The 24,533-nt window shown below is 70.3% G+C and carries 25 protein-coding genes; 15 read left to right on the top strand and 10 right to left on the bottom strand.

Annotated features, from left to right (window positions below; genetic code table 11):
• Nucleotides 1-163: 163 nt before the first annotated feature.
• Nucleotides 164-1,309 carry a DUF2786 domain-containing protein gene (locus tag ABZ910_RS25245; RefSeq protein WP_361369076.1) on the top strand — a complete coding sequence of 382 codons (1,146 nt, stop codon included), beginning with the start codon at nt 164-166 and terminating at the stop codon, nt 1,307-1,309.
• Nucleotides 1,310-1,364: 55 nt separating this feature from the next.
• Here ABZ910_RS25245 and ABZ910_RS25240 read toward each other — a convergent pair whose 3' ends face one another.
• Together ABZ910_RS25240 and ABZ910_RS25235 are read right to left on the bottom strand one after the other, a co-directional pair.
• The gene (locus tag ABZ910_RS25240) at nt 1,365-1,895 is read right to left on the bottom strand and encodes a DUF4232 domain-containing protein (protein ID WP_361369159.1); all 531 of its coding nucleotides are present in this window, start codon (nt 1,893-1,895) and stop codon (nt 1,365-1,367) included.
• Nucleotides 1,896-2,096: 201 nt separating this feature from the next.
• Complete coding sequence (locus ABZ910_RS25235) at nt 2,097-2,552, bottom strand: hypothetical protein (protein WP_361369074.1); 456 nt, start codon at nt 2,550-2,552, stop codon at nt 2,097-2,099.
• Nucleotides 2,553-2,859: 307 nt separating this feature from the next.
• On the opposite strand from ABZ910_RS25235, the gene ABZ910_RS25230 reads away from it, so the two are divergent.
• The 4 genes from ABZ910_RS25230 to ABZ910_RS25215 all read left to right on the top strand — a co-directional run bounded on the left by ABZ910_RS25230 (nt 2,860) and on the right by ABZ910_RS25215 (nt 4,521).
• Nucleotides 2,860-3,231 (top strand): VOC family protein, encoded by a 372-nt coding sequence (locus ABZ910_RS25230; protein WP_361369072.1) that lies wholly within the window; start codon nt 2,860-2,862, stop codon nt 3,229-3,231.
• 34 nt (nt 3,232-3,265) lie between these two features.
• Nucleotides 3,266-3,619 carry a metalloregulator ArsR/SmtB family transcription factor gene (locus ABZ910_RS25225; RefSeq protein WP_361369071.1) on the top strand — a complete coding sequence of 118 codons (354 nt, stop codon included), beginning with the start codon at nt 3,266-3,268 and terminating at the stop codon, nt 3,617-3,619.
• Nucleotides 3,616-4,080, top strand: coding sequence for an SRPBCC domain-containing protein (locus ABZ910_RS25220; RefSeq protein WP_361369070.1), 465 nt, complete (start codon nt 3,616-3,618; stop codon nt 4,078-4,080). Before ABZ910_RS25225 ends, ABZ910_RS25220 begins: the two co-directional genes overlap by 4 nt.
• Before the next feature lie 174 nt (nt 4,081-4,254).
• Entirely contained in the window at nt 4,255-4,521 is a 267-nt protein-coding gene (locus ABZ910_RS25215) for a DUF397 domain-containing protein (protein ID WP_361369068.1), read from the top strand.
• Nucleotides 4,522-4,647: 126 nt separating this feature from the next.
• Here the strand turns inward: ABZ910_RS25215 and ABZ910_RS25210 are convergent, their stop codons facing one another.
• Nucleotides 4,648-5,124, bottom strand: coding sequence for an ATP-binding protein (locus tag ABZ910_RS25210; RefSeq protein ID WP_361369066.1), 477 nt, complete (start codon nt 5,122-5,124; stop codon nt 4,648-4,650).
• Nucleotides 5,125-5,477: 353 nt separating this feature from the next.
• On the opposite strand from ABZ910_RS25210, the gene ABZ910_RS25205 reads away from it, so the two are divergent.
• Nucleotides 5,478-6,302 carry a helix-turn-helix transcriptional regulator gene (locus tag ABZ910_RS25205; RefSeq protein ID WP_361369157.1) on the top strand — a complete coding sequence of 275 codons (825 nt, stop codon included), beginning with the start codon at nt 5,478-5,480 and terminating at the stop codon, nt 6,300-6,302.
• 80 nt (nt 6,303-6,382) lie between these two features.
• Nucleotides 6,383-7,843 (top strand): aldehyde dehydrogenase family protein, encoded by a 1,461-nt coding sequence (locus ABZ910_RS25200; RefSeq protein WP_361369065.1) that lies wholly within the window; start codon nt 6,383-6,385, stop codon nt 7,841-7,843.
• Nucleotides 7,844-8,005: 162 nt separating this feature from the next.
• Here the strand turns inward: ABZ910_RS25200 and ABZ910_RS25195 are convergent, their stop codons facing one another.
• Nucleotides 8,006-9,418, bottom strand: a complete 1,413-nt coding sequence (locus ABZ910_RS25195) for a glutamate decarboxylase (RefSeq protein ID WP_361369063.1) — start codon at nt 9,416-9,418, stop codon at nt 8,006-8,008.
• A 36-nt stretch (nt 9,419-9,454) separates the two neighbouring features.
• A complete protein-coding gene (locus tag ABZ910_RS25190) occupies nt 9,455-10,738 on the bottom strand; it encodes an ion channel protein (RefSeq protein WP_361369061.1) in 1,284 nt (427 codons plus the stop codon).
• Between the two features lie 125 nt (nt 10,739-10,863).
• On the opposite strand from ABZ910_RS25190, the gene ABZ910_RS25185 reads away from it, so the two are divergent.
• Nucleotides 10,864-11,625 (top strand): MerR family transcriptional regulator, encoded by a 762-nt coding sequence (locus ABZ910_RS25185; RefSeq protein ID WP_361369060.1) that lies wholly within the window; start codon nt 10,864-10,866, stop codon nt 11,623-11,625.
• A gap of 167 nt (nt 11,626-11,792) precedes the next feature.
• Nucleotides 11,793-12,824, top strand: coding sequence for a VTT domain-containing protein (locus tag ABZ910_RS25180; protein ID WP_361369058.1), 1,032 nt, complete (start codon nt 11,793-11,795; stop codon nt 12,822-12,824).
• A gap of 8 nt (nt 12,825-12,832) precedes the next feature.
• Here ABZ910_RS25180 and ABZ910_RS25175 read toward each other — a convergent pair whose 3' ends face one another.
• Complete coding sequence (locus ABZ910_RS25175; protein ID WP_361369056.1) at nt 12,833-14,503, bottom strand: threonine/serine exporter family protein; 1,671 nt, start codon at nt 14,501-14,503, stop codon at nt 12,833-12,835.
• 129 nt (nt 14,504-14,632) lie between these two features.
• On the bottom strand, nt 14,633-15,124 hold the full coding sequence (locus ABZ910_RS25170) for an inorganic diphosphatase (protein ID WP_031115900.1): 492 nt from the start codon (nt 15,122-15,124) through the stop codon (nt 14,633-14,635).
• A gap of 175 nt (nt 15,125-15,299) precedes the next feature.
• Here ABZ910_RS25170 and dacB point away from each other — a divergent pair, with 175 nt between their 5' ends.
• The 6 genes from dacB to folE all read left to right on the top strand — a co-directional run bounded on the left by dacB (nt 15,300) and on the right by folE (nt 22,871).
• On the top strand, nt 15,300-16,799 hold the full coding sequence (gene dacB / locus ABZ910_RS25165) for a D-alanyl-D-alanine carboxypeptidase/D-alanyl-D-alanine-endopeptidase (protein WP_361369155.1): 1,500 nt from the start codon (nt 15,300-15,302) through the stop codon (nt 16,797-16,799).
• Nucleotides 16,800-16,929: 130 nt separating this feature from the next.
• Nucleotides 16,930-18,054, top strand: a complete 1,125-nt coding sequence (locus ABZ910_RS25160; RefSeq protein WP_361369054.1) for a zinc-dependent metalloprotease — start codon at nt 16,930-16,932, stop codon at nt 18,052-18,054.
• 194 nt (nt 18,055-18,248) lie between these two features.
• A complete protein-coding gene (tilS, locus tag ABZ910_RS25155) occupies nt 18,249-19,274 on the top strand; it encodes a tRNA lysidine(34) synthetase TilS (RefSeq protein WP_361369052.1) in 1,026 nt (341 codons plus the stop codon).
• A 76-nt stretch (nt 19,275-19,350) separates the two neighbouring features.
• Nucleotides 19,351-19,911 carry a hypoxanthine phosphoribosyltransferase gene (gene hpt / locus ABZ910_RS25150; protein WP_361369050.1) on the top strand — a complete coding sequence of 187 codons (561 nt, stop codon included), beginning with the start codon at nt 19,351-19,353 and terminating at the stop codon, nt 19,909-19,911.
• A 186-nt stretch (nt 19,912-20,097) separates the two neighbouring features.
• Nucleotides 20,098-22,137, top strand: coding sequence for an ATP-dependent zinc metalloprotease FtsH (gene ftsH, locus ABZ910_RS25145; RefSeq protein ID WP_361369048.1), 2,040 nt, complete (start codon nt 20,098-20,100; stop codon nt 22,135-22,137).
• A gap of 128 nt (nt 22,138-22,265) precedes the next feature.
• A complete protein-coding gene (gene folE, locus ABZ910_RS25140; RefSeq protein ID WP_361369046.1) occupies nt 22,266-22,871 on the top strand; it encodes a GTP cyclohydrolase I FolE in 606 nt (201 codons plus the stop codon).
• Between the two features lie 42 nt (nt 22,872-22,913).
• Here folE and ABZ910_RS25135 read toward each other — a convergent pair whose 3' ends face one another.
• From ABZ910_RS25135 to folB, 3 genes are all read right to left on the bottom strand, one after another.
• The gene (locus tag ABZ910_RS25135; RefSeq protein WP_361369045.1) at nt 22,914-23,402 is read right to left on the bottom strand and encodes a DUF3180 domain-containing protein; all 489 of its coding nucleotides are present in this window, start codon (nt 23,400-23,402) and stop codon (nt 22,914-22,916) included.
• A gap of 102 nt (nt 23,403-23,504) precedes the next feature.
• On the bottom strand, nt 23,505-24,116 hold the full coding sequence (gene folK, locus ABZ910_RS25130; protein ID WP_361369043.1) for a 2-amino-4-hydroxy-6-hydroxymethyldihydropteridine diphosphokinase: 612 nt from the start codon (nt 24,114-24,116) through the stop codon (nt 23,505-23,507).
• Nucleotides 24,113-24,472, bottom strand: a complete 360-nt coding sequence (folB, locus tag ABZ910_RS25125) for a dihydroneopterin aldolase (RefSeq protein WP_361369041.1) — start codon at nt 24,470-24,472, stop codon at nt 24,113-24,115. The genes folK and folB overlap by 4 nt, the downstream gene beginning before the upstream one ends.
• Nucleotides 24,473-24,533 lie beyond the last annotated feature (61 nt).

The following is a 24,533-nucleotide window of genomic DNA, read 5'->3' as shown; positions in this document are numbered from 1 at the left end:
TGGCAGGCAGGACTGACAATGCATGGTGACCTGCTGTTTTATCCTTCAGTGGGTCCAGCGGGCCGGTCCGGCGACCAGACGTGCGGTCGGGTCTGCCTCAATGTTTTCCACAGGCTGTGGACAGTGGCGGACCGTTGTCGGCGGTACGTGACACGATCGACGGGTGAGCAGCAGTACGACCACGACCGTGGAGCGAGCCTTTCAGGCCGCCCTCTACGACGACACCGATTCCGGCCTCGACACGGGCGCGTCCCTCCTCGCGGCCGACCCCGCCGCGGACGCCGAACTCGCGCGGCGGGGCGAGGAGTTCGTGGCGGCGGCCTGGCGGCGCGGTTGGCAGCCCGCCGACGTCGTACGGATCGTGCGGCGCGAACTGGACGACGAACACGTCCGCCTGGCCGCGGAGCTGATCCGTGCCCAGGTGCCGGGCGACCGTCCGCGCGGGCGCCGCTGGACCGATCAGCTCGCCGCCCTCCCGGCCGCTCCCGCACGCGGGGCCGACCGCTTCTCGCACGCGACCGCCGTACTGGAGCTGTACCGACTGCTGCTGCGCCTGCCCGTCCTGGAGCCGCTGGAGGAGCCCTCGAACGCGCGGCCGCACGCGAGCGGACAGGCGCCCGCGCGCGCGGGGCACCAGGCCGCCTCCCGCATGCTGACCCGCATCCGTGCGCTGCTCGCCAAGGCGGAGGCGACCGGGTATCCGGACGAGGCGGAGGCGCTGAGCGCCAAGGCGCAGGAGCTGATGGCCCGGCACAGCATCGACGAGGCGCTGCTCGCGGCCCAGGCGCCCGCGCCGGACGCCCCGGGCGCCTGCCGGATCGGTGTCGAGTCGCCGTACGAGCAGGCCAAGGCGGTGCTGCTGGACGCGGTCGCCACCGCGAACCACTGCCGTGCCGTGTGGAACGAACCCCTCGGCTTCTCCACGATCGTCGGCTTCGAGCCCGACCTCGAGGTGGTCGAACTCCTCTACACCTCGCTCCTCGTGCAGGCCACGCACGCGATGACGAAGGCGGAGGCGGTTCAGAGGGCGGGCGGCCGCAAGCGGACCAAGACCTTCCGGCAGTCCTTCCTGGCGGCCTACGCCCACCGCGTCGGCGACCGCCTCGCGGCCGCCGCCGAGACCCAGGTCACCCAGGACCTGCTCCCGGTCCTGGCGACCCGCGAAGTGGCCGTCACCGACCGCGCGGAGCGCATGTTCCCGGAGACCACCACGGCCCGCCTGCGCGGGGTGAGCGACGCGGCGGGCTGGACGGAAGGCATGCAGGCGGCGGACCGGGCACAGGTCAGGGCCCGCCCCCGCCTGGAGTGAGCCCTGGCGGGCGACGGCCCGGTCGGCGGCCGGTCGCGCCCGCTTGTCGTGTCGGCTAGTCGCCCGGCTGCTGGAAGGCGCTGACGGAGGCGTTCGGGTGGTCGGCGGAGCCCGTGCCGGCGACCGGGCCGTACGACCAAGGGAAGGACTGGGTGGCGTCGGAGCCGGGCAGGCCGATCCGCACGGTCTTGGCGTCCAGGCTCGCCTTGTCGCCCGCCTTGCCGCGCACATAGGTGATGGTGAACGACGCGGAGTCGCCCTTGGCGAGCTTCAGCTTCTGCGGCTTCGCGCCCTTCAGGGCCGGAAGGGTCGCCGCGCTGCCGCCCTGGTGGAGGCCGACGCCGGGGAACTCGTTCAGGGTGCACGGGGCGCTCTGGTTGGTGATGCTGACGGGCACCTCGCCCGTGTCGCCGGCGGCCGGGGCCACGCTCGCCGAACCGATCTGTACCGAGACCGAGCCGATCTTGCAGGCCGATCTGTCCTTGGTGTTGCCGCTGCCACCGTTCCCACTGCCACCGCCGCCGTCGCAGGCGGTCAGGACGAGGGCGGCGGTGAGGGCGGTGACGGTGAGCGGAATGACGCGCATGTGCGTGGGTGTCCTGTCGAGGTCGTCGAGGCCGTCGAGGTCATGACGGTGTTCAAGCATCATCACGCGTGGCGCGGACACCCGGTTGCGCGCCCCTCTGTTTACTACGCGTGCGCCCCACAAGGCTTTTTACGACGCCTACGACCTCTACGGCTCGGGGCCTGTCGCTCTGCGGCCCGACTGCGGCCCGAGTCCCGTCGGCTACCCGAGGCCCGTCGTCGGCAGCCCCGAAGGCAGCTTCCCGCCCTCGGCCTTGGTGAAGGTCTCCTTGCCCAGCTTGCCGGACCAGTTGACCTGCATGCTCGCCCCGTTCACGGAGCCGACCATTCCGCTTGCCCGGTCCTTGCTGCCGTTGGTGCAGGTCAGGTGGAGCATCCGCATGCCCGCCTCGTCGCCCGCGGTGCCGCTGCACACGGTCCCGCCGGTCGCGAAGAGCCCGGCCCGCTTGCCGGTGATCACCAGGGCCACGGCCTTGCCACCGGTCGTGGCGAGCCAGCTGCCCTGCAGGGAGCCGGCGGCGGACGTCGGTGCACCGCTGCCACCGGCCCTCGCGGTCGCGGTCGTGGAGGCACCGGGACCGGACGAGGAGTCGCCCTTGGAGTCACCGCCACCACTGCACGCGGTCAGCGCGAGCGCGCCCGCCAGACCCGCGGCCATGGCCGCGACGCGCACCCTCGTAGCCGCCGCCCTCGTAGGCGCAACCCTTCGGGTCGCCGTCCTCGAAGTCGCCATCCTGGTAGTCGCCGAAGTCACTGGAAGCTCCCAAGCTGTAGCCGGTCTGCCCTCTGTCGGCCGTCTGCCGGCCGCCCGTCGTCCGGAACGACCGCAGCAAGCTACCAGTGACTCATCGGGAGGACTTCCGTACGTCGGACGGGAATCCGGTCCCTCCCCCACATCTTCACGACACAGGTAGGAAACTCCCTACGTTTGACGCGTAGGCAATCGCCTACCTATGGTCGTCGGCATGAACATCACCCACGCCTCGTTCGTCACGCTCCCTGTCACCGACCAGGACCGTGCCCTGCGCTTCTACCGGGACGTCCTCGGCTTCGAGGTCACCGCCGACCTCGACATGCCCCAGGGTCGGTGGCTCCAGGTCGCTCCCAAGGGTGCGCAGACCGTCTTCACGCTGTCCGGTCCCGGCATGGGCGATTTCGAGCCCGGCTCGACCCGGGGGATCATGTTGGTCACGACCGACGTCGACGCCGACTCTGCGCGGCTCGCCGAGGCCGGTGTCGCCGTACAGGGTCCGGACGACCTCCCGTGGGGCCGGATGGCCTCCTTCCGTGACCCCGACGGCAACCGCCTGATGCTGCTCACGGAGGCTCGTTCGTAGGCAGGTGCGCAGTCAGGCAGGCAGGAAGGGACGGATGACCACGACCGGGGTCGGAGCCGCCGCGGAGGACCGCGTCTTCGCCGCGCTCGCCAACGCCACGCGCCGCGAGGTCCTGCGGCTGCTGCGTGAGCGGGGGCCGCAGCCCGTCCAGGACCTGGCCGACCACTTCGACATGCGCCGCCCCAGCCTCTCGGAACACCTCAGGGTGCTCCGGGAGGCCGGCCTCGTCTCCGAGCAGCGCTCCGGCCGGCAGCGCATCTACCGCCTCGAGGCGGCCCCGCTCGCAGACGTTCAGGACTGGCTCCATCCGTACGAGCGGTTCTGGCGCGACCGCCTGAAGGGGCTCGGCGCGCTCCTCGACCGTATGCCCGACGAGGATCCGGCATGACCACCGATCCCGAGGACGACCTCACCGTCATCCGCGTCGACCAGTTCCTGCCCCACCCGCCGGCCAAGGTCTGGCGCGCCCTGACCGAGCCCGAGCTGCTCGCGCAGTGGCAGATGCCGGGCGCCGAGGACTTCCGCCTGGAGGTCGGGCACCGGTACCGGATGACCTCGGTGCCGCGCCCGAACTCCCGCTTCTCCGGCGTCGTGGACGTGCGGGTTCTCGCCTACGACGACGGGCGGATGCTGTCCGTCCGGTGGGCGGATGCGGATCCGGCCAATCCCGTGGACTGGACCATCACGTGGACCCTGGAGCAGGAGGGGCGCGGAACGCGTCTCTTCCTGGTGCACGAGGGATTCGATCCGGACGATCCGGCGCAGATGACGGCGCGGACGATCATGAACGGGGGCTGGCGCGGGCATGTCTTGCGAGCTCTGGGGCACACGCTGGAACGGCTCAGGTAGGAGAGTCGGCGAGGCTGTCAAGGCTGTAACCGGAGGAACACCGCGCGTGCACGTGCATCTGCTCATGCATCTGCATGTGAACGCCGCTATGATCCGGGTCAGTTGACCACAGCATCATCAATTGACCGCAGCAACAATGGCCACATCAGCCAGTGCACCACCGGGGAGCGACCTGTGGACCGCGACGTTGAGGGCGTGTACGGGGGGTACGAGGTGTACAACGGCATGGCCGCCACGCAGTTGGACGTGGCCTGGCAGAAGAGCAGGCACAGCAACTCGCAGGGCTCCTGCGTGGAGTTCGCCCGGCTGCCCGGCGGTGACGTGGCCGTGCGCAACTCCCGCTTCCCGGACGGCCCCGCGCTGGTCTACACGCGCGCGGAGATCGAGGCGATGCTGCTCGGCGTCAAGGACGGCGAGTTCGACCACCTGATAGCCGGCTGAGCCGAAGTGCCGACGGACGGCCGAGCAGGCGAACCGGCAGCCGTCGGAACACGGCCACCCACCGGCCTCGTACGCCGCCCACGGGAACGCGCGTAGAAGCGCGGTGTCAGAAGGTGCCGTATTCCGCTACTTTGCCGGCGGGAGCCGGAACAACGACCAGACGACCTTGCCGTCCAGGTTGCCCGCGAGCGGGTACCAGCCCCAGCTGTCGCTGAAGGAGCCGACGAGGAGCAGGCCGCGGCCCGACTCCGCCGAGAAGTCCTCCGAGGTGCGGGCGACCGGGGTGTCGTGGCTGGGGTCGCGTACCGCGCACACCAGCCGGTCGCTCCAGCACAGCAGGTGAAGGCGTACGGCGGGAGTCTGCTGCTGCAGATGGCCGCCGTCGCCCGGCAGTGCGTGCCGCAGGGCGTTGGTGACCAGCTCGGAGACGACCAGGCAGATGTCGTCGAAGCGGTCGCCGACGTCCCACTCGTCGAGCGTTCTGCGGGTGAATCCCCGGGCCTCGCGCACCGCTTCGTAGCGGGCGGGCAGGGCGCAGGAGGCGGCGTTGGACACGGTGGTGGGGTCCAGTGGCGGAAGGCCCTGCCGTAACGGCTCGAGCATGGTCGATCCATTCGTCCCCATGCGAGGCACTCCCGGGAATTCGCGGTCGTTGCGATGCAGCGGTGGCGCGGGACCATGGTTTCGGATGCGCACAGCAGATGCAAGGGCAGATGCACGTGCACGCGGCCGAATTGGACCCTCTCGTACCGCTTCTGGGCCTTTTTCCGTCACCCTTCATGTACGTGGCTCACCTTCTTCTTGCGTCTACCTGCACGGAAACTTCGTCGTCCTTCCGTTTCCGTAACCGGACGAGTACTGCTCGAAGTGTTTTAGTGGCAGACTGCGGCATCGGAATCGGTTGGGGAGGCTGGCGAAACGTGAGCGCGGGAGAGCCCGGATCGGTGGTGCGGCGCATGCTGCTCGGCTCGCAACTCAGGCGGCTGCGGGAAGCACGGGGGATCACGCGTGAGGCGGCGGGCTACTCGATCCGCGCATCCGAGTCGAAGATCAGCCGGATGGAGCTGGGCCGGGTGAGCTTCAAGACGAGGGACGTCGAGGATCTGCTGACGTTGTACGGCATCACGGACGAGATGGAGCGCAAGTCGCTCCTCTCCCTCGCCCGCGAGGCCAACGTCGCGGGCTGGTGGCACAGTTACTCGGACGTGCTGCCGAGCTGGTTCCCCACCTATGTCGGCCTGGAAGGCGCGGCCCACCTCATCCGCGCGTACGAAGTCCAGTTCGTGCACGGCCTGTTGCAGACCGAGGCGTACGCCCGCGCGGTCGTCCGGCGCGGTATGAAGGGCGCGAGCGACGCGGACGTGGAACGGCGCGTGGCGCTGCGCCTGGAGCGGCAGAAGCATCTGGACTCCGCGAACGCGCCGGAGTTCCACGTCGTCCTGGACGAGGCCGCCCTGCGCCGCCCGTACGGCGACCGCGAGGTGATGCGCGAGCAGCTCCAGCACCTGATCGACATCTCCGAGCGGCCCAACGTGCGCCTGCAGATCATGCCGTTCAGCTTCGGCGGCCACTCCGGCGAGTCCGGCGCGTTCACGATCCTCAGCTTCCCGGAGTCCGACCTGTCGGACGTCGTCTACCTGGAGCAGCTCACCAGCGCGCTGTACCTGGACAAGCGCGAGGACGTCACCCAGTACGAGAAGGCGCTGAAGGAGCTCCAGCAGGACAGCCCCGGCCCCGCGGAGAGCCGAGATCTCCTGCGCGGACTCCTTCAACTCTCTTGAAACACAAGTACGATGACGGATCATCATGCCTTGGAGCCGATCAGAGTCGATCGGGCGTCTGCTAGGGATTGAGGGGTCACATGTCGTCCTACTTCACCGACCTGGCTCAGCAGTACATCGACGGCGAGTGGCGCCCGGGCACCGGCTCCTGGGACATCATCGACTTCAATCCGTACGACGGCGAGAAGCTGGCGTCCATCACCATAGCCACGATCGACGAGGTGGATCAGGCCTACCAGGCGGCGGCCCGTGCCCAGAAGCAGTGGGCGGCGACCAATCCGTACGCCCGCCGGGCCGTCTTCGAGAAGGCGTTGCGGCTGGTCGAGGAGCGCGAGCAGGAGATCGCCGAGGTGATGGTCGCCGAGCAGGGCGGCACGCGCATGAAGGCGGCGTTCGAGCTCCACATCACCAAGGAGTTCCTGCGCGAGGCGATCCACCTGGCGCTCAGCGCCGAGGGCAAGATCGTCCCGTCGCCGATCGACGGCAAGGAGAACCGCGTCTACCGCGTCCCGGTCGGCGTCGTCGGCGTCATCAGCCCGTTCAACGTGCCCTTCCTCCTCTCGATCAAGTCGGTCGCCCCGGCCCTCGCGCTCGGCAACGGCGTGGTCCTCAAGCCGCACCAGAACACCCCGATCACCGGCGGCACCCTGGTCGCGAAGATCTTCGAGGACGCGGGCCTCCCGGCCGGCCTGCTCAACGTCGTCGTCACCGACATCGCGGAGATCGGCGACACCTTCATCGAGCACCCGATCCCGAAGGTCATCTCCTTCACCGGCTCCGACAAGGTCGGCCGCCACGTCGCCACCGTCTGCGCCTCGCACTTCAAGCGCTCGGTCCTCGAACTCGGCGGCAACAACGCGCTGGTGGTCCTCGACGACGCCGACATCGACTACGCCGTCGACGCGGCGGTCTTCAGCCGGTTCGTCCACCAGGGGCAGGCCTGCATGGCCGCGAACCGGGTGCTCGTGCACCGCTCGGTCGCGGACGATTTCACCGAGAAGTTCACCGCCAAGGTGCGCGGCATGAAGACGGGCGACCCGAGCGACCCGGCCACCGTGATCGGCCCGGTCATCAACTCCTCGCAGGCGGACGCCGTTTCGGCCGTCGTCGAGCAGGCGATCGCCGAGGGCGCGACCGCCCTGGTGCACGGCACGACCACCGACAACCTGGTCGCGCCGTCCGTCCTGACGGACGTCCCCGCCGACTCGGCGCTGCTGCGGCAGGAGGTCTTCGGCCCGGTCGTCTTCCTCCTCCCCTTCGACAGCGAGGAGGAGGCCGTCCGCATCGTCAACGACAGCCCGTACGGCCTGAGCGGCGCCGTCCACACCGGCGACATCGAGCGCGGCGTGAACTTCGCCAAGCAGATCGACACCGGCATGTTCCACGTGAACGACGGCACGGTCCACGACGAGCCGATCGTCCCCTTCGGCGGCGAGAAGCACTCCGGCATCGGCCGTCTGAACGGCGAGACGATGCTGGACGCGTTCACCACGACGAAGTGGATCTCGGTGCAGCACGGGCGCAGCCCGTTCCCGTTCTAGAAGTTCTCCGCTGTATCTGAAGTTCTCGGCTGTGTCGGGCCCTTGCGGACGGAAGACGACCGCGAGGGCCCGCGGCGTGTACGCCTCGACGACACCTTCCCGCTCCCGGACGCACCCCGGTGACCATGGAGCAGGCAGAACAGGCAGCCTGATGCGCCGTCCCTAGTGGTGGAACCCGGTCGCCGCTTCCTTGTCCCGGGGCAGCGGATGCGGCTGGCGGCGCAGTTCCGGCAGCGCGCGGGCCAGGTCCTGGACGAACAGATCGGCGAGGTCGGTGGAGAAGCCGTTGCGGCACACGATCCGGAGCACCGACAGGTCCTCCCGGTTGGGCGGGAAGGTGTACGCGGGCACCAGCCAGCCGCACTCGCGCATCCGCTGGGACACGTCGAAGACGTCGTACGCCGTCACGTCCGGGGTGGTGGTGAAGGCGAACACCGGCAGCTGGTCGCCCCGGGTCAGCAGCCGGAAGTCGCCCAGTTCCTCGATCCGTTCGGCGACGTTGCGCGCGACGTCCCGGGTGGACTGCTGTACGGCGCGGAAGCCCTCGCGGCCCAGCCGCAGGAAGGTGTAGTACTGCGCGACCACCTGGGCGCCCGGCCGGGAGAAGTTGAGTGCGAAGGTCGGCATGTTGCCGCCCAGGTAGTTCACGCGGAAGACGAGCTCCTCGGGCAGCGCCTCCTTGTCCCGCCACAGCGCCCAGCCGACGCCGGGATAGACCAGGCCGTACTTGTGCCCCGAGGTGTTGATCGACGCCACGCGCGGCAGCCGGAAGTCCCACTGCAGATCCTCGTCGAGGAACGGCGCGATCATGGCACCGGACGCGCCGTCCACGTGCACGGGGATGTCCAGCCCCGTGCGTTCCTGGAGGTCGTCCAGGGCCGCGCACAGCTCGGCGATGGGCTCGTACGACCCGTCGAAGGTGGAGCCGAGGATGCCGACGACCCCGATGGTGTTCTCGTCGCACAGCGCGGCCGCGGCCTCGGGGTCCAGGTGGTAGCGGTCGCCCTCCATGGGGACCTGGCGGGCCTCGACCTCCCAGAAGTTGCAGAACTTGTCCCAGCAGACCTGGACGTTGACCCCCATCACCAGGTTGGGCCGCGCGTCACGGCCCGGGTAGCGGTCGGCGTTGCGGTGGGCCCAGCGCCGCTTCAGCGCCATGCCGGCGAGCATGCACGCCTCGCTGGAGCCGGTCGTCGAACACCCCACGACGGCCGCCGGATCGGGCGCGTTCCACAGGTCGGCGAGCATGGCCACGCAGCGCCGCTCCAGCTCGGCGGTGCGCGGGTACTCGTCCTTGTCGATCATGTTCTTGTCCCGGCACTCGGCCATCAGCTGCCCGGCCTGCGGCTCCATCCAGGTGGTGACGAAGGTGGCCAGGTTCAGCCGGGCGTTGCCGTCCAGCATCAGCTCGTCGTGCACCACCTGGGCGGCCGTCGTCGGCGCCGTCGGGCCGTCCGGGAGCCGGTGCGTGGGCGGGGCCTCGGTCATGCCGGTGATCGGGTTGGCCTCCCCGAAGAACGGGTTGACGGACATGGGTCTTTCGTCGTGCTCCTGGGGGCCTTTGTGGAGCGGCATGGAGGTACCTCCTGGGGGTCGGGAGCGGCCGGGCGGTTATCGGACGGGTGCCCCGTCGAACCGCAGTTGCATCTGCGGGCGGCCCGTCACCAGCAGCCAGGCCGGCAGCGAGGCGATGCACAACAGGGTCAGGATCGTGGGGGACGCGACGAGTACGGCGGCGGTGAAGAGGCTCACCCAGCCCTGCCGGGTGATGGCCAGGAGCGTGCCGAGGACGCCCGCCGCCACGCCCACCGCCGGCTGGACGCCGGGCACCAGGGCGTGCGCACACAGGCCGAGGGCGCAGCCGACGAAGACGGACGGGAAGATCCGGCCGCCCCGGAATCCGCAGGACGCGGCGACCAGCATCGCGGCCAGCTTCACCACGGCCATCGTGGCGAACTGCCCCGCCGTCCAGCCGTCCGGACTGCGGGCCAGCGTCGCGACCTCCTCCAGCCCCTTGAACAGCGTGAGATGGCCGCCCAGCGCGGCCAGCCCGCCCAGGACCACTCCGCCCGCGGGAAGCATCAGCATCGGGTGCCGCAGCCGCTGGAAGGCGCGGTGGACGTAGGGGAAGGCGTAGATGGCGCACATGCCGAGCAGCGCGGCGGCCGTCGCGACGACGACCGCCGCCAGCAGGTCGCCCCCGTCCGTGCGGTCGAGCCGGGGCAGACCGAGATCGAAGTTCGGACGGGCCACCAGCGCGGTCGTGAGGGCGCCGGCCGCCCCCGCCGCCAGGGGCGCGAAGACGTTGTCCCACAGCCGCCCCCGCATGAGATGCCCGGCCAGCGCCTCCGAGATGACCAGCGCCGCCGCCACCGGCGTACCGAACAGCGCGCCGATGGTCGCCGACTCCGCCAGCGCGGCCCACGGCGCGCCCCGAAGCCGGGGGACGAGCCTGGTGCCGAGCCATACCGCGAGCGCCACGTTCACGGCGATGATCGGGTTCTCCGGGCCGAGGCTCGGGCCGCCCGCCAGCATCAGGACGGTGGCCAGCAGCAGGCCCGGCACGACGACGGGCGGGAAGGTGGGTGCGTCGAGCCCGAGGGTCGCCGGGTCGGGTCCGGCGTGGCCCGGCACTTTCCACACCACCAGGCCGACCGCGATGCCGGTCGCGATGAGCATGACGAACATCCACAGCACGGAGTAGCGGCCGATGCCCAGCGCGTCGGGCAGGTTCTGCCACAGCACGTGCTGGAGCTCCTCGGCCGCCGTGCTGACCCCGATCAAGAGCAGGGCGGCCGCCACTCCCACGACCAGGGCGGGCAGGATCAGCGGCAGCAGGGCCCGCGCCGGAGTCCCCGGAGCGGTGGGCGCCTGCGGCGCGGTGTCCTGGGCCACGGGCCCACGATAAGCGGGCAAAACGGGCGCAACATCTCGAGTGCGCGCCGCACGGCCGTACGGGACTTGCACCTCACGTGGCGTGAGGCCGCAGCGTGGAGGCGTACCGAGAAGGGAGCGGAGACGTGAGCCACTCCGTGGGACAGGTCGCCGGATTCGCCGGAGTGACGGTGCGCACACTGCACCACTACGACGACATCGGCCTGCTCGCCCCGAGCGAGCGCAGCCACGCGGGCCACCGGCGCTACAGCGACGCCGACCTCGACCGGCTGCAGCAGATCCTGTTCTACCGGGAGCTCGGCTTTCCGCTCGAGGAGGTCGCGGCCCTGCTCGACGACCCGGACGCGGACCCGCGCGCACACCTGCGCCGCCGGCACGAGCTGTTGACCGCCCGGATCGAGAAGCTGCAGAAGATGGCCGCGGCCGTGGAGCACGCCATGGAGGCACGCAGGATGGGCATCGACCTCACGCCGGAGGAGAAGTTCGAGGTGTTCGGGGCGTACGACCCCGACCGGTACGAGGAGGAGTCCCGGCGCCGCTGGGGCGACACCGAGCCGTACCGGCAGTCGCAGCGCAGGGTCGCCTCGTACACGAAGGAGGACTGGCTGCGCATCAAGGCCGAGGGCGCGGGCAACACGAACGCCTTCGCCGCCCTCATGGACGCCGAGGTCGACCCCGCGTCCGAGTCGGCGATGGAGCTGGCCGAGCAGCACCGACGGCAGATCAGCCGCAACTTCTACGACTGCACGTACGAGATCCACCAGGGGCTCGCCGAGATGTACGTGGCGGACGAACGGTTCGCCTCCACGTACGAGCAGATCAGGCCGGGCCTGGCCGCCTACCTGAGGGAGGCGATCCTGGCGAACGCCGCCCGTCACACGGCGTAGTCCCACCGCGCGGGCCTGCTTGCCGGGCGGGCCCCGGCTTTGACGCCGTCGGCCCCCCGTGCATCCTGGAGACACCGGTGGAACCCGAGGCGGTCACAATGCGTTGGTAGCTTTGTGCGGCTCACCCGGCCACCGCAGCCGCCTTCACCCCTCAGGAGCCCGGAACCGTGACGACGCTCGCCCTCGGCCCGAGTTGGATGGATCCCAACTACCTACTCGACACCTACGGCATCTGGGGCCTGCTCCTCGTCGTCTTCGCCGAGTCCGGCCTGCTCATCGGCTTCTTCCTGCCCGGTGACTCGCTGCTGTTCACCTGCGGCCTGCTGATCACCTCCCACCAGCTGGACTTCCCGCTGTGGGGTGCGGTCGGTCTCATCTGCCTCGCCGCGGTCCTCGGCGACCAGGCGGGCTACATGTTCGGCAAGAAGGTCGGACCGAGCCTGTTCAACCGGCCGGACTCCCGCCTCTTCAAGCAGGAGAACGTCACCAAGGCGCACGAGTTCTTCGAGAAGTACGGCCCGAAGTCCCTGGTCCTGGCCCGCTTCGTGCCCGTGGTGCGCACGTTCACGCCGATCATCGCCGGCGTCAGCGGCATGAAGTACCGCTCGTTCCTGCTCTTCAACGTCATCGGCGGCACGATGTGGGGCGCGGGCGTGACCCTGCTCGGCTCCTGGCTGGGCAACATCGACTTCGTCAAGAAGAACATCGAGGCGATCCTCATCCTGATCGTCCTCGTCTCGGTGATCCCGATCATCATCGAGTTCCTGCGGGCGCGCTCCAAGGAGAGGAAGAACCCGACGGCCCGGCAGCCCGAGGCCCCGGCCATGGACGACGCCACGACCCAGCTGCGCCGCATCGAGCCGACGCACGAGCAGCCCCGGCAGCAGCAGCCGTACGGCCGTCCGCAGCAGCCCCAGCAGCGTCCGTACGAGCAGTCGCAGCAGCAGCCGTACGGCGGCCGTCCGCAGCAGCCGTCCTACGAGTCCGGATCCGACGACGGCTACGGCCGGCACTACGGGCAGCAGCCGCAGCAGCAGCAGCCTTACGGACAGCCGCAGCAGCAGCCTTACGGGCAGCAGTACCCGCAGCAGCAGCCTCAGCAGCCGCAGCAGTACCCGCAGGGATACGACCAGCAGCAGCCGTACGGGTCCCAGCAGCAGGGTGGCTACCCGCAGCAGTACCCGTACGGCCGTCAGTAGGTCCGGCCTCAGAAACCCCTCGTGCGCTTCGCGGCCTTGCGCCCGGCGGCCCGTTCGGCGCCGGGAACCCGCAGGAACAGCCGCGAGATCTCCGAACCGAGGTTGACGCCGATCGCGATGGCCATGGCGAGCGAGGCGGCCGTGGCCAGTGACACGAGCCCCTCGTCGACCCTGTTCTGCGCGATGGACAGCAGCCCGAAGTAGGTCGCCGAACCGGGCAGCAGCGGCCCGATGGCGGCGGTCGTGTACGGCAGCGCGGACGCGAACTGGTACCGCGACAGCAGCTGTCCGAACAGTCCCACCAGCCCGGCCGCCACCGCCGTGGACGGCACGGGCGAGATGTTGGCGACGAAGTGCATCGCGCCGTACACCGACCACGCGACACCGCCGCCGAGCGCCACGGGCAGCACGGTGACCCGCTCCTGCTGGAGCAGCACGGCGAAGGCCAGCGACAGCAGGATCGACGCCGCGATCTGCAGCAGCGGCCGCTGCGGGATGTCCAGCGCGGCGTCCGGGTTGAGCGTGCTGCCCACCTTCACGCCGAAGTACAGGACGAGCAGCACCCCGACGACGATGCCGACGAAGAAGTACATGACCTCCAGCAGGCGCGCGGCCGCGGTGATGTAGAAGCCGGTCAGGCCGTCCTGCACGCCCGCCACCAGCGCCCGTCCGGGCAGCAGCGCGAAGAGTCCACCGGTGACGACCGCGGACGCCTTGACGTCGGCCTCGGCGAGCGAGAGCGCCACCCCGATCGCGGCCGGCGGCATCGCGGCCACCGTGAACTGGTAGAACTCCGGCATCCCGCGTCCGGCGAACAGCCACGCCAGCCGGTCGCCGAGCATCGCGCCCAGCGCGGCCGCCACGAACACGACCACGTCACCGCCGACGAGGATGGAGGCCGAACCGGCCAGCAGCCCGGTCGCCCCGGTGAGCGCCCAGCCGGGGTAGGGGTGCCGGTTACGGCGTATCTCCGCGAGCCGCCGGTAGGCCTCCTCCAGCGAGATGTGCGTCTCCGCGTCCGTCAGGTCGTCGACCAGCTGGAAGACGGCCGCGAGGCGTGTGTAGTCGGTGCCGCGCCGGCGCACCGTCCGGGACGCCGTCACCGGGTCGTCCACCAGGGACGGCTGGTACGAGATCGACAGCAGCGTGAAGGTGACGTTCGGCTCGCAGCGGTCCAGCCCGTACGACCGGCAGACCGCGAACATCGCGGTCTCCACGTCCTCGGCGCCCTCACCGCCCGCGAGCAGCAACTCCCCGATACGCAGGGTCAGGTCGAGCACGCGCGGGACGGCGGGGCCGCCCTCCTCGACCTTGTGCACCAGCTCCGGAGCCGGCCGCTCCGCCACCGGCATGCGCAGCATCGTGCGCATGCGGTCCTGCCAGGGCGCGTCCTTGGTCAGGTTGATGGCCAGGATGTTGGTCGTCTGTGTGATCGCGACCGGGGCGTCCTGGGTGCTGTAGGTGCTCGGCATGCTGAACGCCGAGCTCTCCGGCTCGACCACCGGGGGCTGCCGGGTGTCGAGCCCCTCCGGCACGGTGAATTCCGACGTCGTCTCGGGCTCGCCACCGGACTTAGGGACGACCAGTCCCTCCGGAATGGCGAACTCGGACGTGATCTCGGAATCGAACGTGCCCTTCGCCTCGTCCGACCGAGGCTTGCGGTCCTCCGCCTCCGTCACTTTCGCAACGCTCCCTGAACGAACATTCTTTACGCATCAGTATGCGCGTGGTGTGCACGTGGACACGCAAACGGGCCGCGTTCCCCCCATCGAGGAGCGCGGCCCGTTTGCGAAAAGGGTCTGTGGGGGTCAGTGACCGCCCTGCTCCTTGAAGCGCTTGTACGACCGCTCGATCTCCGCCTCGGCGTCCGTGCGGCCGACCCAGTTGGCGCCCTCGACCGACTTGCCCGGCTCCAGGTCCTTGTAGACCTCGAAGAAGTGCTGGATCTCCAGGCGGTCGAACTCCGACACGTGGTGGATGTCGCGCAGGTGCTCCACACGCGGGTCGGTGGCCGGAACGCACAGCAGCTTGTCGTCGCCGCCCGCCTCGTCCGTCATCCGGAACATGCCGATCGCACGGCACTTGATGAGGCAGCCCGGGAAGGTCGGCTCGTCCAGGATGACCAGCGCGTCCAGCGGGTCGCCGTCCTCGCCGAGAGTGTTCTCGACGAAGCCGTAGTCGGTCGGGTAGGCGGTCGAGGTGAAGAGGCGACGGTCCAGGCGGATCCGGCCGGTCTCGTGGTCCACCTCGTACTTGTTCCGCGAACCCTTAGGGATCTCGATCGTGACGTCGAACTCCACCGGTGGCTCCTCCATGATCAACACATAGTTCTGGTGGTTAAGTGTCCCTCACGCAGGTGTGTGATCGCGAAAGGGGCTGGTGGTCGTGCCGGAGCTGGGGCCTTGGCGAGCCGTGAGACCGCATGCGGTGCGGATCGCCGAAGCCGTACGACCGCGTCTGGCACGGGCCGCAGCGATGGCGAGACCGCCGGTCGCATGGCTGACCCGGGCCGTGAAACCGCAGCTCACGCGGCTTCCCGGGGGTTCGGCCGCGAGGACCTGGCAGTACACCGCGGTGGCCGCCACCGCCGGTATGGCGCTGGCCGCCGGTGTGGTGGGCGCCGTCGGCCCCTGGGACGTCACCGGCCAGCGTACGGCCGAGCGGGACCGGGCCGCCGCCCTGGAGCGGGTGGGTGGCGCAGATCACGACGCCGATTTCGGCACGGAGCCCGGCATGTCACGGCCCGTCCCCAGCGCCGCCGCCGTCCTGGCCGGCCTCGGCCGGGCCGCGAGCCCCCCGAAGCCGGTGTCGGGCGGAAAGCCGCTCGCGGATGTCCTGGGGCCGCTTCTGAACGCCCCGGCGCTCGGCGGCTCCCACACGGCGGCCGTCGTCGACGTGGCGACCGGCAGGCGGCTGTACGGCACGGGCGCCGGCAAGGGCCTGACGCCCGCCTCCACCACGAAGATCGCCACGGCGGTCGCCGCCCTCTCCGCGCTCGGCCCGGACCACCGCCTCACCACCCGGGTCGCCCTCGAACCCGGCACCAGGAAGATCGTGCTGGTCGGCGCCGGCGACCCCACCCTCACGGCGCACGAGCACGCCGACGGCTGGGCGAGCCTGCGCACGCTGGCGGACCGCACGGCGAAGGCACTGCGGCGACGCGGCATCCACCAGGCGACCCTGTCGTACGACACCTCCCTGTACGCCGGGCCCGCACTCCACCCCGTCGGCGTCAACGACAACCTCGCCCCGGTCAGTGCCCTGTCGGCGGACGAGGGCCGCACGGACGACTCCTTCCACGGCCCGGCGGCCCGGGTGGCCGACCCGGCGGCGGACGCGGCCCGGAGGTTCACGGGCTTCCTCAAGGACGCCGGGATCAAGGCGACGCCCCCCGGCCCCTCCAAGGCCACCAAGGGCGCCGCCACCCTCGCCACCGTCTCCTCGCCCCCGCTTTCCGCCCTGGTCGAGCGCATGCTGACCAACAGCGACAACGACATCGCCGAGGCGCTGGCCCGCCAGACGGCCGCCGCGACCGGCCGCCCCGCGAGCTTCGACGGCGGAGCGGCGGCGATCGCCGCCCAGCTGAAGAAGCTGGGCCTTCCCGTGTCCGGCGCCCGGTTCCACGACGGCAGCGGCATGAACCGCGACGACCGGCTGACGGCGGACCTCCTCACCGCCCTCCTGGTCAAGGCCGGCGACCCGGACCGCCCCGGCCTGCGCCCCGTCCTCACGGGGCTGCCCGTGGCCGCCTTCACCGGCACCCTCGCCACCCGTTACACGGACGGCGCGGGGGGCCTAGTACGGGCGAAGACGGGCACGCTGACGGGCGTCAACTCCCTGGCGGGGACGGTGGTCGACCACGACGGCCGCCTCCTGGCGTTCGCCTTCCTGGCATCGGGCACGGCGAACCCGATAGCGGCGCAGACGGCTCTGGACCGCACGGCCACCGAGCTGGCCGCCTGCGGCTGCCGGTAGCCGCCCACCACCAGCGGCCAGGGGCGCCGCGGGGCGCGCCGTCAGAGGCGCTCACGCCTCGCGACGCGCCCCTGGCCCCACCGGCCCCGACGGCCTGCCCCCAGCGGGAACGCTCACGTACGGTTGACGCATGACGAGCATCGGTGGCACCGAGATGGTCGACTGGAATCTCGCGGTGGCGACCGCGACACGGCTCGTACGACCGGGCCCCGAGGTCAGCCGCGACGAGGCCCGGGCCGTCGTCGCCGAGCTGCGTCGGCACGCCAAGACCTCGGAGGAGCACGTCCGGGAGTTCACCCGGATGGGCACCGAGGCCACCCACGACACCCCCGTCCTCGTCGTCGACCGCCCCGGCTGGGTCCGGGCGAACGTCGCCGGCTTCCGGGAGATCCTCAAACCGCTGCTCGACAAGATGCAGGAGCGGCGCGGCGGCAGCCCCGGCAACGCGGTCCTCGGCGCCGTCGGCGGCAAGGTCACCGGCGTGGAGCTCGGCATGCTGCTGTCCTTCCTGTCCTCCCGCGTCCTCGGCCAGTACGAGACCTTCGCCCCCGCCGCCCGCGACCTGCCGACGGGTGGGAACGGCGGCGGCCGGCTGCTGCTCGTCGCGCCGAACATCGTCCACGTGGAGCGCGAACTCGACGTCGAGCCCCACGACTTCCGCCTGTGGGTGTGCCTGCACGAGGAGACGCACCGCACCCAGTTCACCGCGGTGCCCTGGCTGCGCGACCACCTCGAGGGCGAGATCCAGTCGTTCCTGGCGGAGACCGACGTCGACCCGATGACCGTCCTGGAACGCATCCGCGAAGCCGCCCAGTCGCTGGCCGGCGGGCGCCCCGAGGGCGAGGAGGACAACGGCGGCCGCTCGTTCGTGGAGCTCGTGCAGACGCCGGCCCAGCGCGAGATCCTGGGCCGCCTCACCGCCGTGATGTCCCTGCTGGAGGGCCACGCCGACTTCGTGATGGACGGGGTCGGCCCGGACGTCGTGCCGAGCGTCGCCGAGATCCGCGAGAAGTTCCAGCAGCGTCGCGCCAAGGGTGCCTCCCGCCTGGACATGGCCCTGCGCAAGCTGCTCGGTCTGGATGCCAAACTCAGGCAGTACCGGGACGGGGAGCGCTTCGTACGAGCCGTCGTCGACCAGGTCGGCATGGACGGCTTCAACCGCGTGTGGACCTCCCCGAACACCCTGCCGACGAAGGCGGAGATCGCCAAACCGGCGGACTGGATCGCGCGGGTGCATCGCAGGACGGAGTCGTGAACCGTACGCGGACGTCGTGAACCGAATCCGGCCGACGGCAGGGGAACGCCCCTCCAATCACCCGTCCGAGGGACCGTGAGCCATGGATAGGCGTGCAATGCTCGTGGAACGGCCCGCTTCTGTCACCATCTACACACTCTGAGTGACCGACCTCGGGCCTCCACCCCCCGAAAACTTCATGAAGGGAACCGGACATGGGTCCCCATCCTGCGGTCGCGGCGATACGCCTGGCGGTCCGCCGCGTCCTTCACGACATCCTCAGCGAACACAACCCCACCGCTTCGGGCGCCGCGCCCGAGCGCCCCCCGCTCCCGCTCGTCCTCGCGGCGTGCTCCGGCGGCGCCGACTCCATGGCACTGGCCTCCGCCCTCGCCTTCGAAGCCCCCAAGCTCGGCATCCGCGCCGGCGGCATCACCGTCGACCACGGCCTCCAGTCCGGTTCCGACGTGCGCGCCGAGGAAGTGGTCCTGCGCCTGCGTGAACTCGGTCTCGACCCGGTCGAGTCCACCGCCGTGACCGTGGGCCGCGACGGCGGGCCCGAAGCCGCCGCCCGCGACGCCCGCTACGCCGCTCTCGACGCCGCCGCCGCCCGCCACGGCGCCACCGCGATCCTGCTCGGTCATACGCGGGACGACCAGGCCGAAACCGTCCTGCTGGGTCTCGCCCGCGGCTCCGGCATCCGCTCCCTGTCCGGCATGGCCGCGGTCTCGGGGGCCGAAGGCCGCTATCGCCGTCCCTTCCTGCACCTCGACCGGCAGACCGCCCGCAAGGCCTGCATGGTCCAGTCGCTCCCGGTGTGGGACGACCCACACAACGCCGACCCCGCCTACACCCGCTCCCGGCTCCGCCACGAGGGCCTGCCCGCCCTGGAGAAGGCCCTCGGCAAGGGCGTCGTCGAGGCCCTCGCCCGCACGGCCCAGCTCTCCCGCGACGACGCCGACGCCCTCGACGCCTGGGCCGGCCAGGCCGAGGTCGCCGTCCGCGACGCGACCGGCCTGCTGGAGTGCGCCAAGCTGTTCGCGCTGCCGCCCGCCGTGCGCCGCCGCATCCTGCGCCGCGCCGCCATCGAGGCCGGCGCCCCGGCCGGTTCGCTGTTCGCCCGCCACATCGAGGAAGTCGACCGGCTGATCACCGGCTGGCGCGGTCAGGGGGCCATCAATCTCCCCGGCAAAGTCGTCGCCCAGCGTCAGGGTGGCAGACTGGTGATTCGGCAAGGCTGAAATCCCGATCCTCCGGAGGGACCCCCGACGGCGGAGCGGGCAGCCCGTGGCCGTAAGTGCGGGACGACCGAAAGTGATGCGGGTGGACGCGAAAGACATGGGTGCCGGCCTCCAGCAGGTGCTCATCACCAAGGAAGAGATCGACGCGAAGCTGGCCGAGCTGGCCGCGAAGATCGACGCGGAGTACGCGGGCAAGGACCTGCTGATCGTGGGCGTGCTCAAGGGCGCGGTCATGGTCATGGCCGACCTCGCCCGAGCGCTGTCCACCCCCGTCACCATGGACTGGATGGCCGTGTCCTCGTACGGCGCGGGCACCCAGTCCTCCGGCGTCGTGCGGATCCTCAAGGACCTCGACACCGACATCAAGGGCAAGCACGTCCTGATCGTCGAGGACATCATCGACTCCGGCCTGACCCTGTCCTGGCTGCTGTCCAACCTCGGCTCCCGCGAGCCCGCCTCCCTGAAGGTGTGCACGCTGCTGCGCAAGCCCGAGGCCGCCAAGGTCGCCATCGACGTCGAGTGGGTCGGCTTCGACATCCCGAACGAGTTCGTGGTCGGCTACGGCCTGGATTACGCGGAGAAGTACCGCAACCTGCCGTTCGTGGGTACGCTCGCGCCCCACGTCTACGGCGGCTGAGTCCCGGAGGGCCCAAGCCCGTCGGACGATCGGGAACCCCAGCGGGTTCTGCGCCGTTGAAGCATGCAGAGACGGGATTGCCAGCCGTCCGTGCCGCTTCGCGCCACGATGCTGGGGTACCGTCAGAAGAACTGTCTTATCAAACTCACTATGGCAGGAGGGACGGGGCGACACCGCTCCGTATGGATGGACGTGAAGCGATACTTCCGTGGGCCGGTCATGTGGATCGTGCTGGCCGTCCTTGCCGTGGTCGTGTTGATGCAGGTCGTCGGCTCGTCCGGCGGCTACAAGACGGTGGACACCGGCCAGGTCATTGCCGCGATCAACGACAACAAGGTGGAGTCGGCGAAGCTGACCACCGGTGACGAGCAGACCGTCAAGGTCACGCTCAAGAACGGTGTGAAGGTCGACGGCAGCTCGAAGATCCAGGCGAGCTACATCGGCGACCAGGGCGTGACCATCGCCGGCACGCTCCAGAACAAGTACCAGGACAAGCAGATCCCGGACGGCTACACCGTCTCGCCGTCCAAGCAGAACCCGTTCGTCGGCGTTCTGCTCTCCCTGCTGCCCTTCGTCCTCATCGTGGTCGTCTTCCTGTTCCTGATGAATCAGATGCAGGGCGGCGGCTCCCGGGTCATGAACTTCGGCAAGTCCAAGGCCAAGCTCATCACCAAGGACACCCCCAAGACGACCTTCTCGGACGTCGCGGGTGCCGACGAGGCCGTCGAGGAGCTCCACGAGATCAAGGAGTTCCTGCAGGAGCCGGCCAAGTTCCAGGCCGTCGGTGCCAAGATCCCCAAGGGTGTGCTGCTCTACGGCCCGCCCGGCACCGGTAAGACCCTGCTCGCGCGCGCTGTCGCCGGCGAGGCGGGGGTCCCCTTCTACTCGATCTCCGGTTCCGACTTCGTCGAGATGTTCGTCGGTGTCGGTGCCTCCCGGGTCCGTGACCTGTTCGAGCAGGCCAAGGCGAACGCCCCGGCGATCGTCTTCGTCGACGAGATCGACGCGGTCGGCCGCCACCGCGGCGCCGGCCTCGGCGGTGGTCACGACGAGCGCGAGCAGACGCTGAACCAGCTGCTCGTCGAGATGGACGGCTTCGACGTCAAGGGCGGTGTGATCCTCATCGCCGCGACCAACCGTCCCGACATCCTCGACCCGGCGCTGCTGCGCCCCGGCCGCTTCGACCGCCAGATCGCGGTCGACCGCCCGGACATGCAGGGCCGTCTGGAGATCCTCAAGGTCCACCAGAAGGGCAAGCCGGTCGCCCCGGACGTCGACCTGGCCGCGGTCGCCCGCCGCACGCCGGGCTTCACCGGTGCCGACCTGTCGAACGTGCTGAACGAGGCGGCGCTGCTCACGGCCCGCAGCGACAAGAAGCTGGTCGACAACCAGATGCTGGACGAGGCGATCGACCGTGTGGTCGCGGGCCCGCAGAAGCGGACCCGGATCATGTCGGACAAGGAGAAGAAGATCACCGCGTACCACGAGGGCGGTCACGCCCTGGTCGCGGCGGCCTCCCCGAACTCCGACCCGGTCCACAAGATCACGATTCTGTCCCGCGGCCGCGCCCTCGGTTACACGATGGTGCTGCCGGACGAGGACAAGTACTCCACGACCCGCAACGAGATGCTGGACCAGCTGGCCTACATGCTGGGCGGCCGCGCGGCCGAGGAGCTGGTCTTCCACGACCCGACCACGGGCGCCGCGAACGACATCGAGAAGGCCACCACCACGGCCCGCGCGATGGTCACCCAGTACGGCATGACCGAGCGCCTGGGTGCGATCAAGTTCGGTGGCGACAACACCGAGCCGTTCCTCGGACGTGAGATGGCTCACCAGCGCGACTACTCGGAAGAGGTCGCCGCTCTGGTGGACGAGGAAGTCAAGAAGCTCATCGAGAACGCGCACAACGAGGCCTGGGAGATCCTGGTCGAGAACCGCGACGTCCTCGACAACCTCGTTCTGGCCCTCCTGGAGAAGGAGACGCTCGGCAAGGAGGAGATCGCCGAGATCTTCGCCCCGATCGTCAAGCGCCCGCCGCGGCCTGCGTGGACCGGCTCCTCGCGCCGTACGCCGTCGACCCGCCCGCCGGTGCTCTCCCCGAAGGAGCTGGCACTGACCAACGGTGCGAACGGCGTCACGCCCGCGATCAGCACGGTGAAGTCCACAGCGACGGAGGCCACTCCGCTGACGGAGAAGTCCCCCGAGGACCGCACCGAGAGCTGACCCCGCCGGCCCGGGTGCTGATACCCGGCTCGGAATGTATGCCGCGCCCCCCAGGTTCTAGCCTGGGGGGCGCGGCATTTCCGCATACCCGCACGTGAGAGACCCCGGAACACGGAACGAGGCACCACATGACCGACCCGGTGACGCTGGACGGCGAAGGAATCATCGGCGAGTTCGACGAGAAGCGAGCCGAGAACGCCGTACGCGAACTCCTGATCGCAGTCGGGGAGGACCCGGAGCGCGAGGGTCTGCGGGAGACGCCGGCGCGGGTGGCACGGGCGTACCGGGAGCTTCTGGCGGGGCTTCGGCAGGAACCCGAGGACGTCCTGACGACGACGTTCGACCTGGGGCACGACGAGATGGTCCTGGTGAAGGACATCGAGATCGTCAGCCTCTGTGAGCACCACCTCCTGCCGTTCCACGGCGTGGCGCACGTCGGCTACATCCCGGCCGAGACCGGCAAGATCACGGGCCTGTCGAAGCTGGCACGCCTGGTGGACGTCTTCGCCCGCCGTCCGCAGGTGCAGGAACGGCTCACCACCCAGATCGCGGACTCCCTCATGGAGATCCTGGACGCCCGGGGCGCGATCGTCGTCGTCGAGGCCGAGCACATGTGCATGTCGGTGCGCGGCATCCGCAAGCCCGGCGCCAAGACCACCACGTCGGCGGTGCGCGGCCAGCTGCGGGACGCTACGACCCGCTCCGAGGCGATGAGCCTGATACTGGCGCGCTGATCACCCGATGACCGTCGGGGGCGGGCGAGCGGGGGCGCTGGATCACGCCGCCGGTTCCGCCCCCGGGTGGTCCTTGTCGTCGTCCTCGGGGAGTCGGCACACCCGCTCCAGGAAGAGGGCGGCCGCTATGACGGCGATGCCGGACACGACCGAGAACCCGGCGTAGAAGGCCTGGTCCCGGCGGGCCGGGAGGTCGAGGAGCTCCAGGAGGAAGACCGTCGCCCCGGCGTACATGCCGGAGACGAGGGCGGCGACCAGGGCGCTGGCCTGGCCGAAGACGACCGCGCGGGCGGCCATCATCGGGTCGACCCCCTTGGCGTCGGGCCGACGCTCGCGTTGGGCCTTCAGCCGGGCGCGCAGCGAGAGCGCCGTGGAGAACAGGACCACGGCGATCAGGGCGAGCACGATGGGGGCGGCCAGGGGCACGCTGGGGAGCGACCCCACCGCGTTCCACAGGCGGGCGGCCGCCCAGGACAGCACCCCCGCCATGACGAACACGCCGACCAGCAGCCTGATGCGCAGCTCTTTCACGGTGTTCCTTCAGCTCCCCCGGACCGGGCGTGGTGAAGGGCCCACGTCCGTGGGCCCGTCCGTCCTGTTGTCGTCTCGCAGTGGTCGTGTCGACCTTAACGACTACTCGGGCAGCCGGAGTTCCAGGTCCATGCGGGCCGCCACACCGGCGCGGGTGACGACGCCGAGCAGATCCGACACCGAACCCCGGCCGGGCAGCAGCGCCTGCGGGTCCACGTCGTACCAGGGGGCCAGCACGAAGGCGCGCTCGTGGGCGCGCGGGTGGGGGAGGGTGAGGTGCGGGTCCTCGGAGACGACGTCGGCGTACGCGACGATGTCGACGTCGAGGGTGCGCGGGCCCCAGTGCTCGTCCCGTACGCGGTGGAAGGCCTCCTCGACCGCGTGCGCCCGCTCCAGGAGGGAGGACGGGGGGAGCGTGGTCTTCAGGACCACGACCGCGTTGTAGTACGACGGCTGGCTGCCGGGCTCGACGCCCCACGGCTCCGTCTCGTACACCGGGGAGACGGCCTTGATGCGCACGCCCGGGGTGTCCTCCAGGGCGTCGATGGCGCCCTGGAGGGTCTCCAGGCGGTTGCCGAGGTTGGAGCCGAGGGAGACGACGGCCCGTTTGGGGTTCTGCAGCGTCGTATCGGCGGCGTCGACCTTCTCGACGACGGAGGCGGGCACCGGCTGTACGGTCGGGTCGCTGTGACCCTCGGTGAACGAGGCAGTCATACTCGGCTCCGGGTGATGGTGACGGTCACGTCGTCGAAGGGGACCGTGATCGGGGCGTCCGGCTTGTGGACGCAGACCTCGATCTCCTGGACGCCTTCGTGCTTCAGGCAGGTCTGTGCGATGCGCTCGGCGAGGGTCTCGATGAGGTTCACCGGCTCGCCCTCGACGACGGCCACGACCTCCTCGGCCACGATGCCGTAGTGCACGGTCTTCGTCAGGTCGTCGTCGGCCGCGGCCGCTCGGGTGTCCAGGCCGAGGACCAGATCCACGATGAAGGTCTGGCCTTCCTCGCGTTCCTTGGGGAACACACCGTGGTGCCCGCGAGCCTTCAGGCCGCGCAGCGCGACACGATCCACGCGAAATCACTCCTGCAATCGTCGTTGACGGCCGATTCGTACCGCCTGCGTACGGCACGTC

It is taken from the genome of Streptomyces sp. NPDC046805, from assembly GCF_040645355.1.
Lineage (GTDB): Bacteria > Actinomycetota > Actinomycetes > Streptomycetales > Streptomycetaceae > Streptomyces.
Note: the sequence above shows the minus strand (reverse complement) of the source record. Positions and strands in the feature narration are given on the sequence as shown.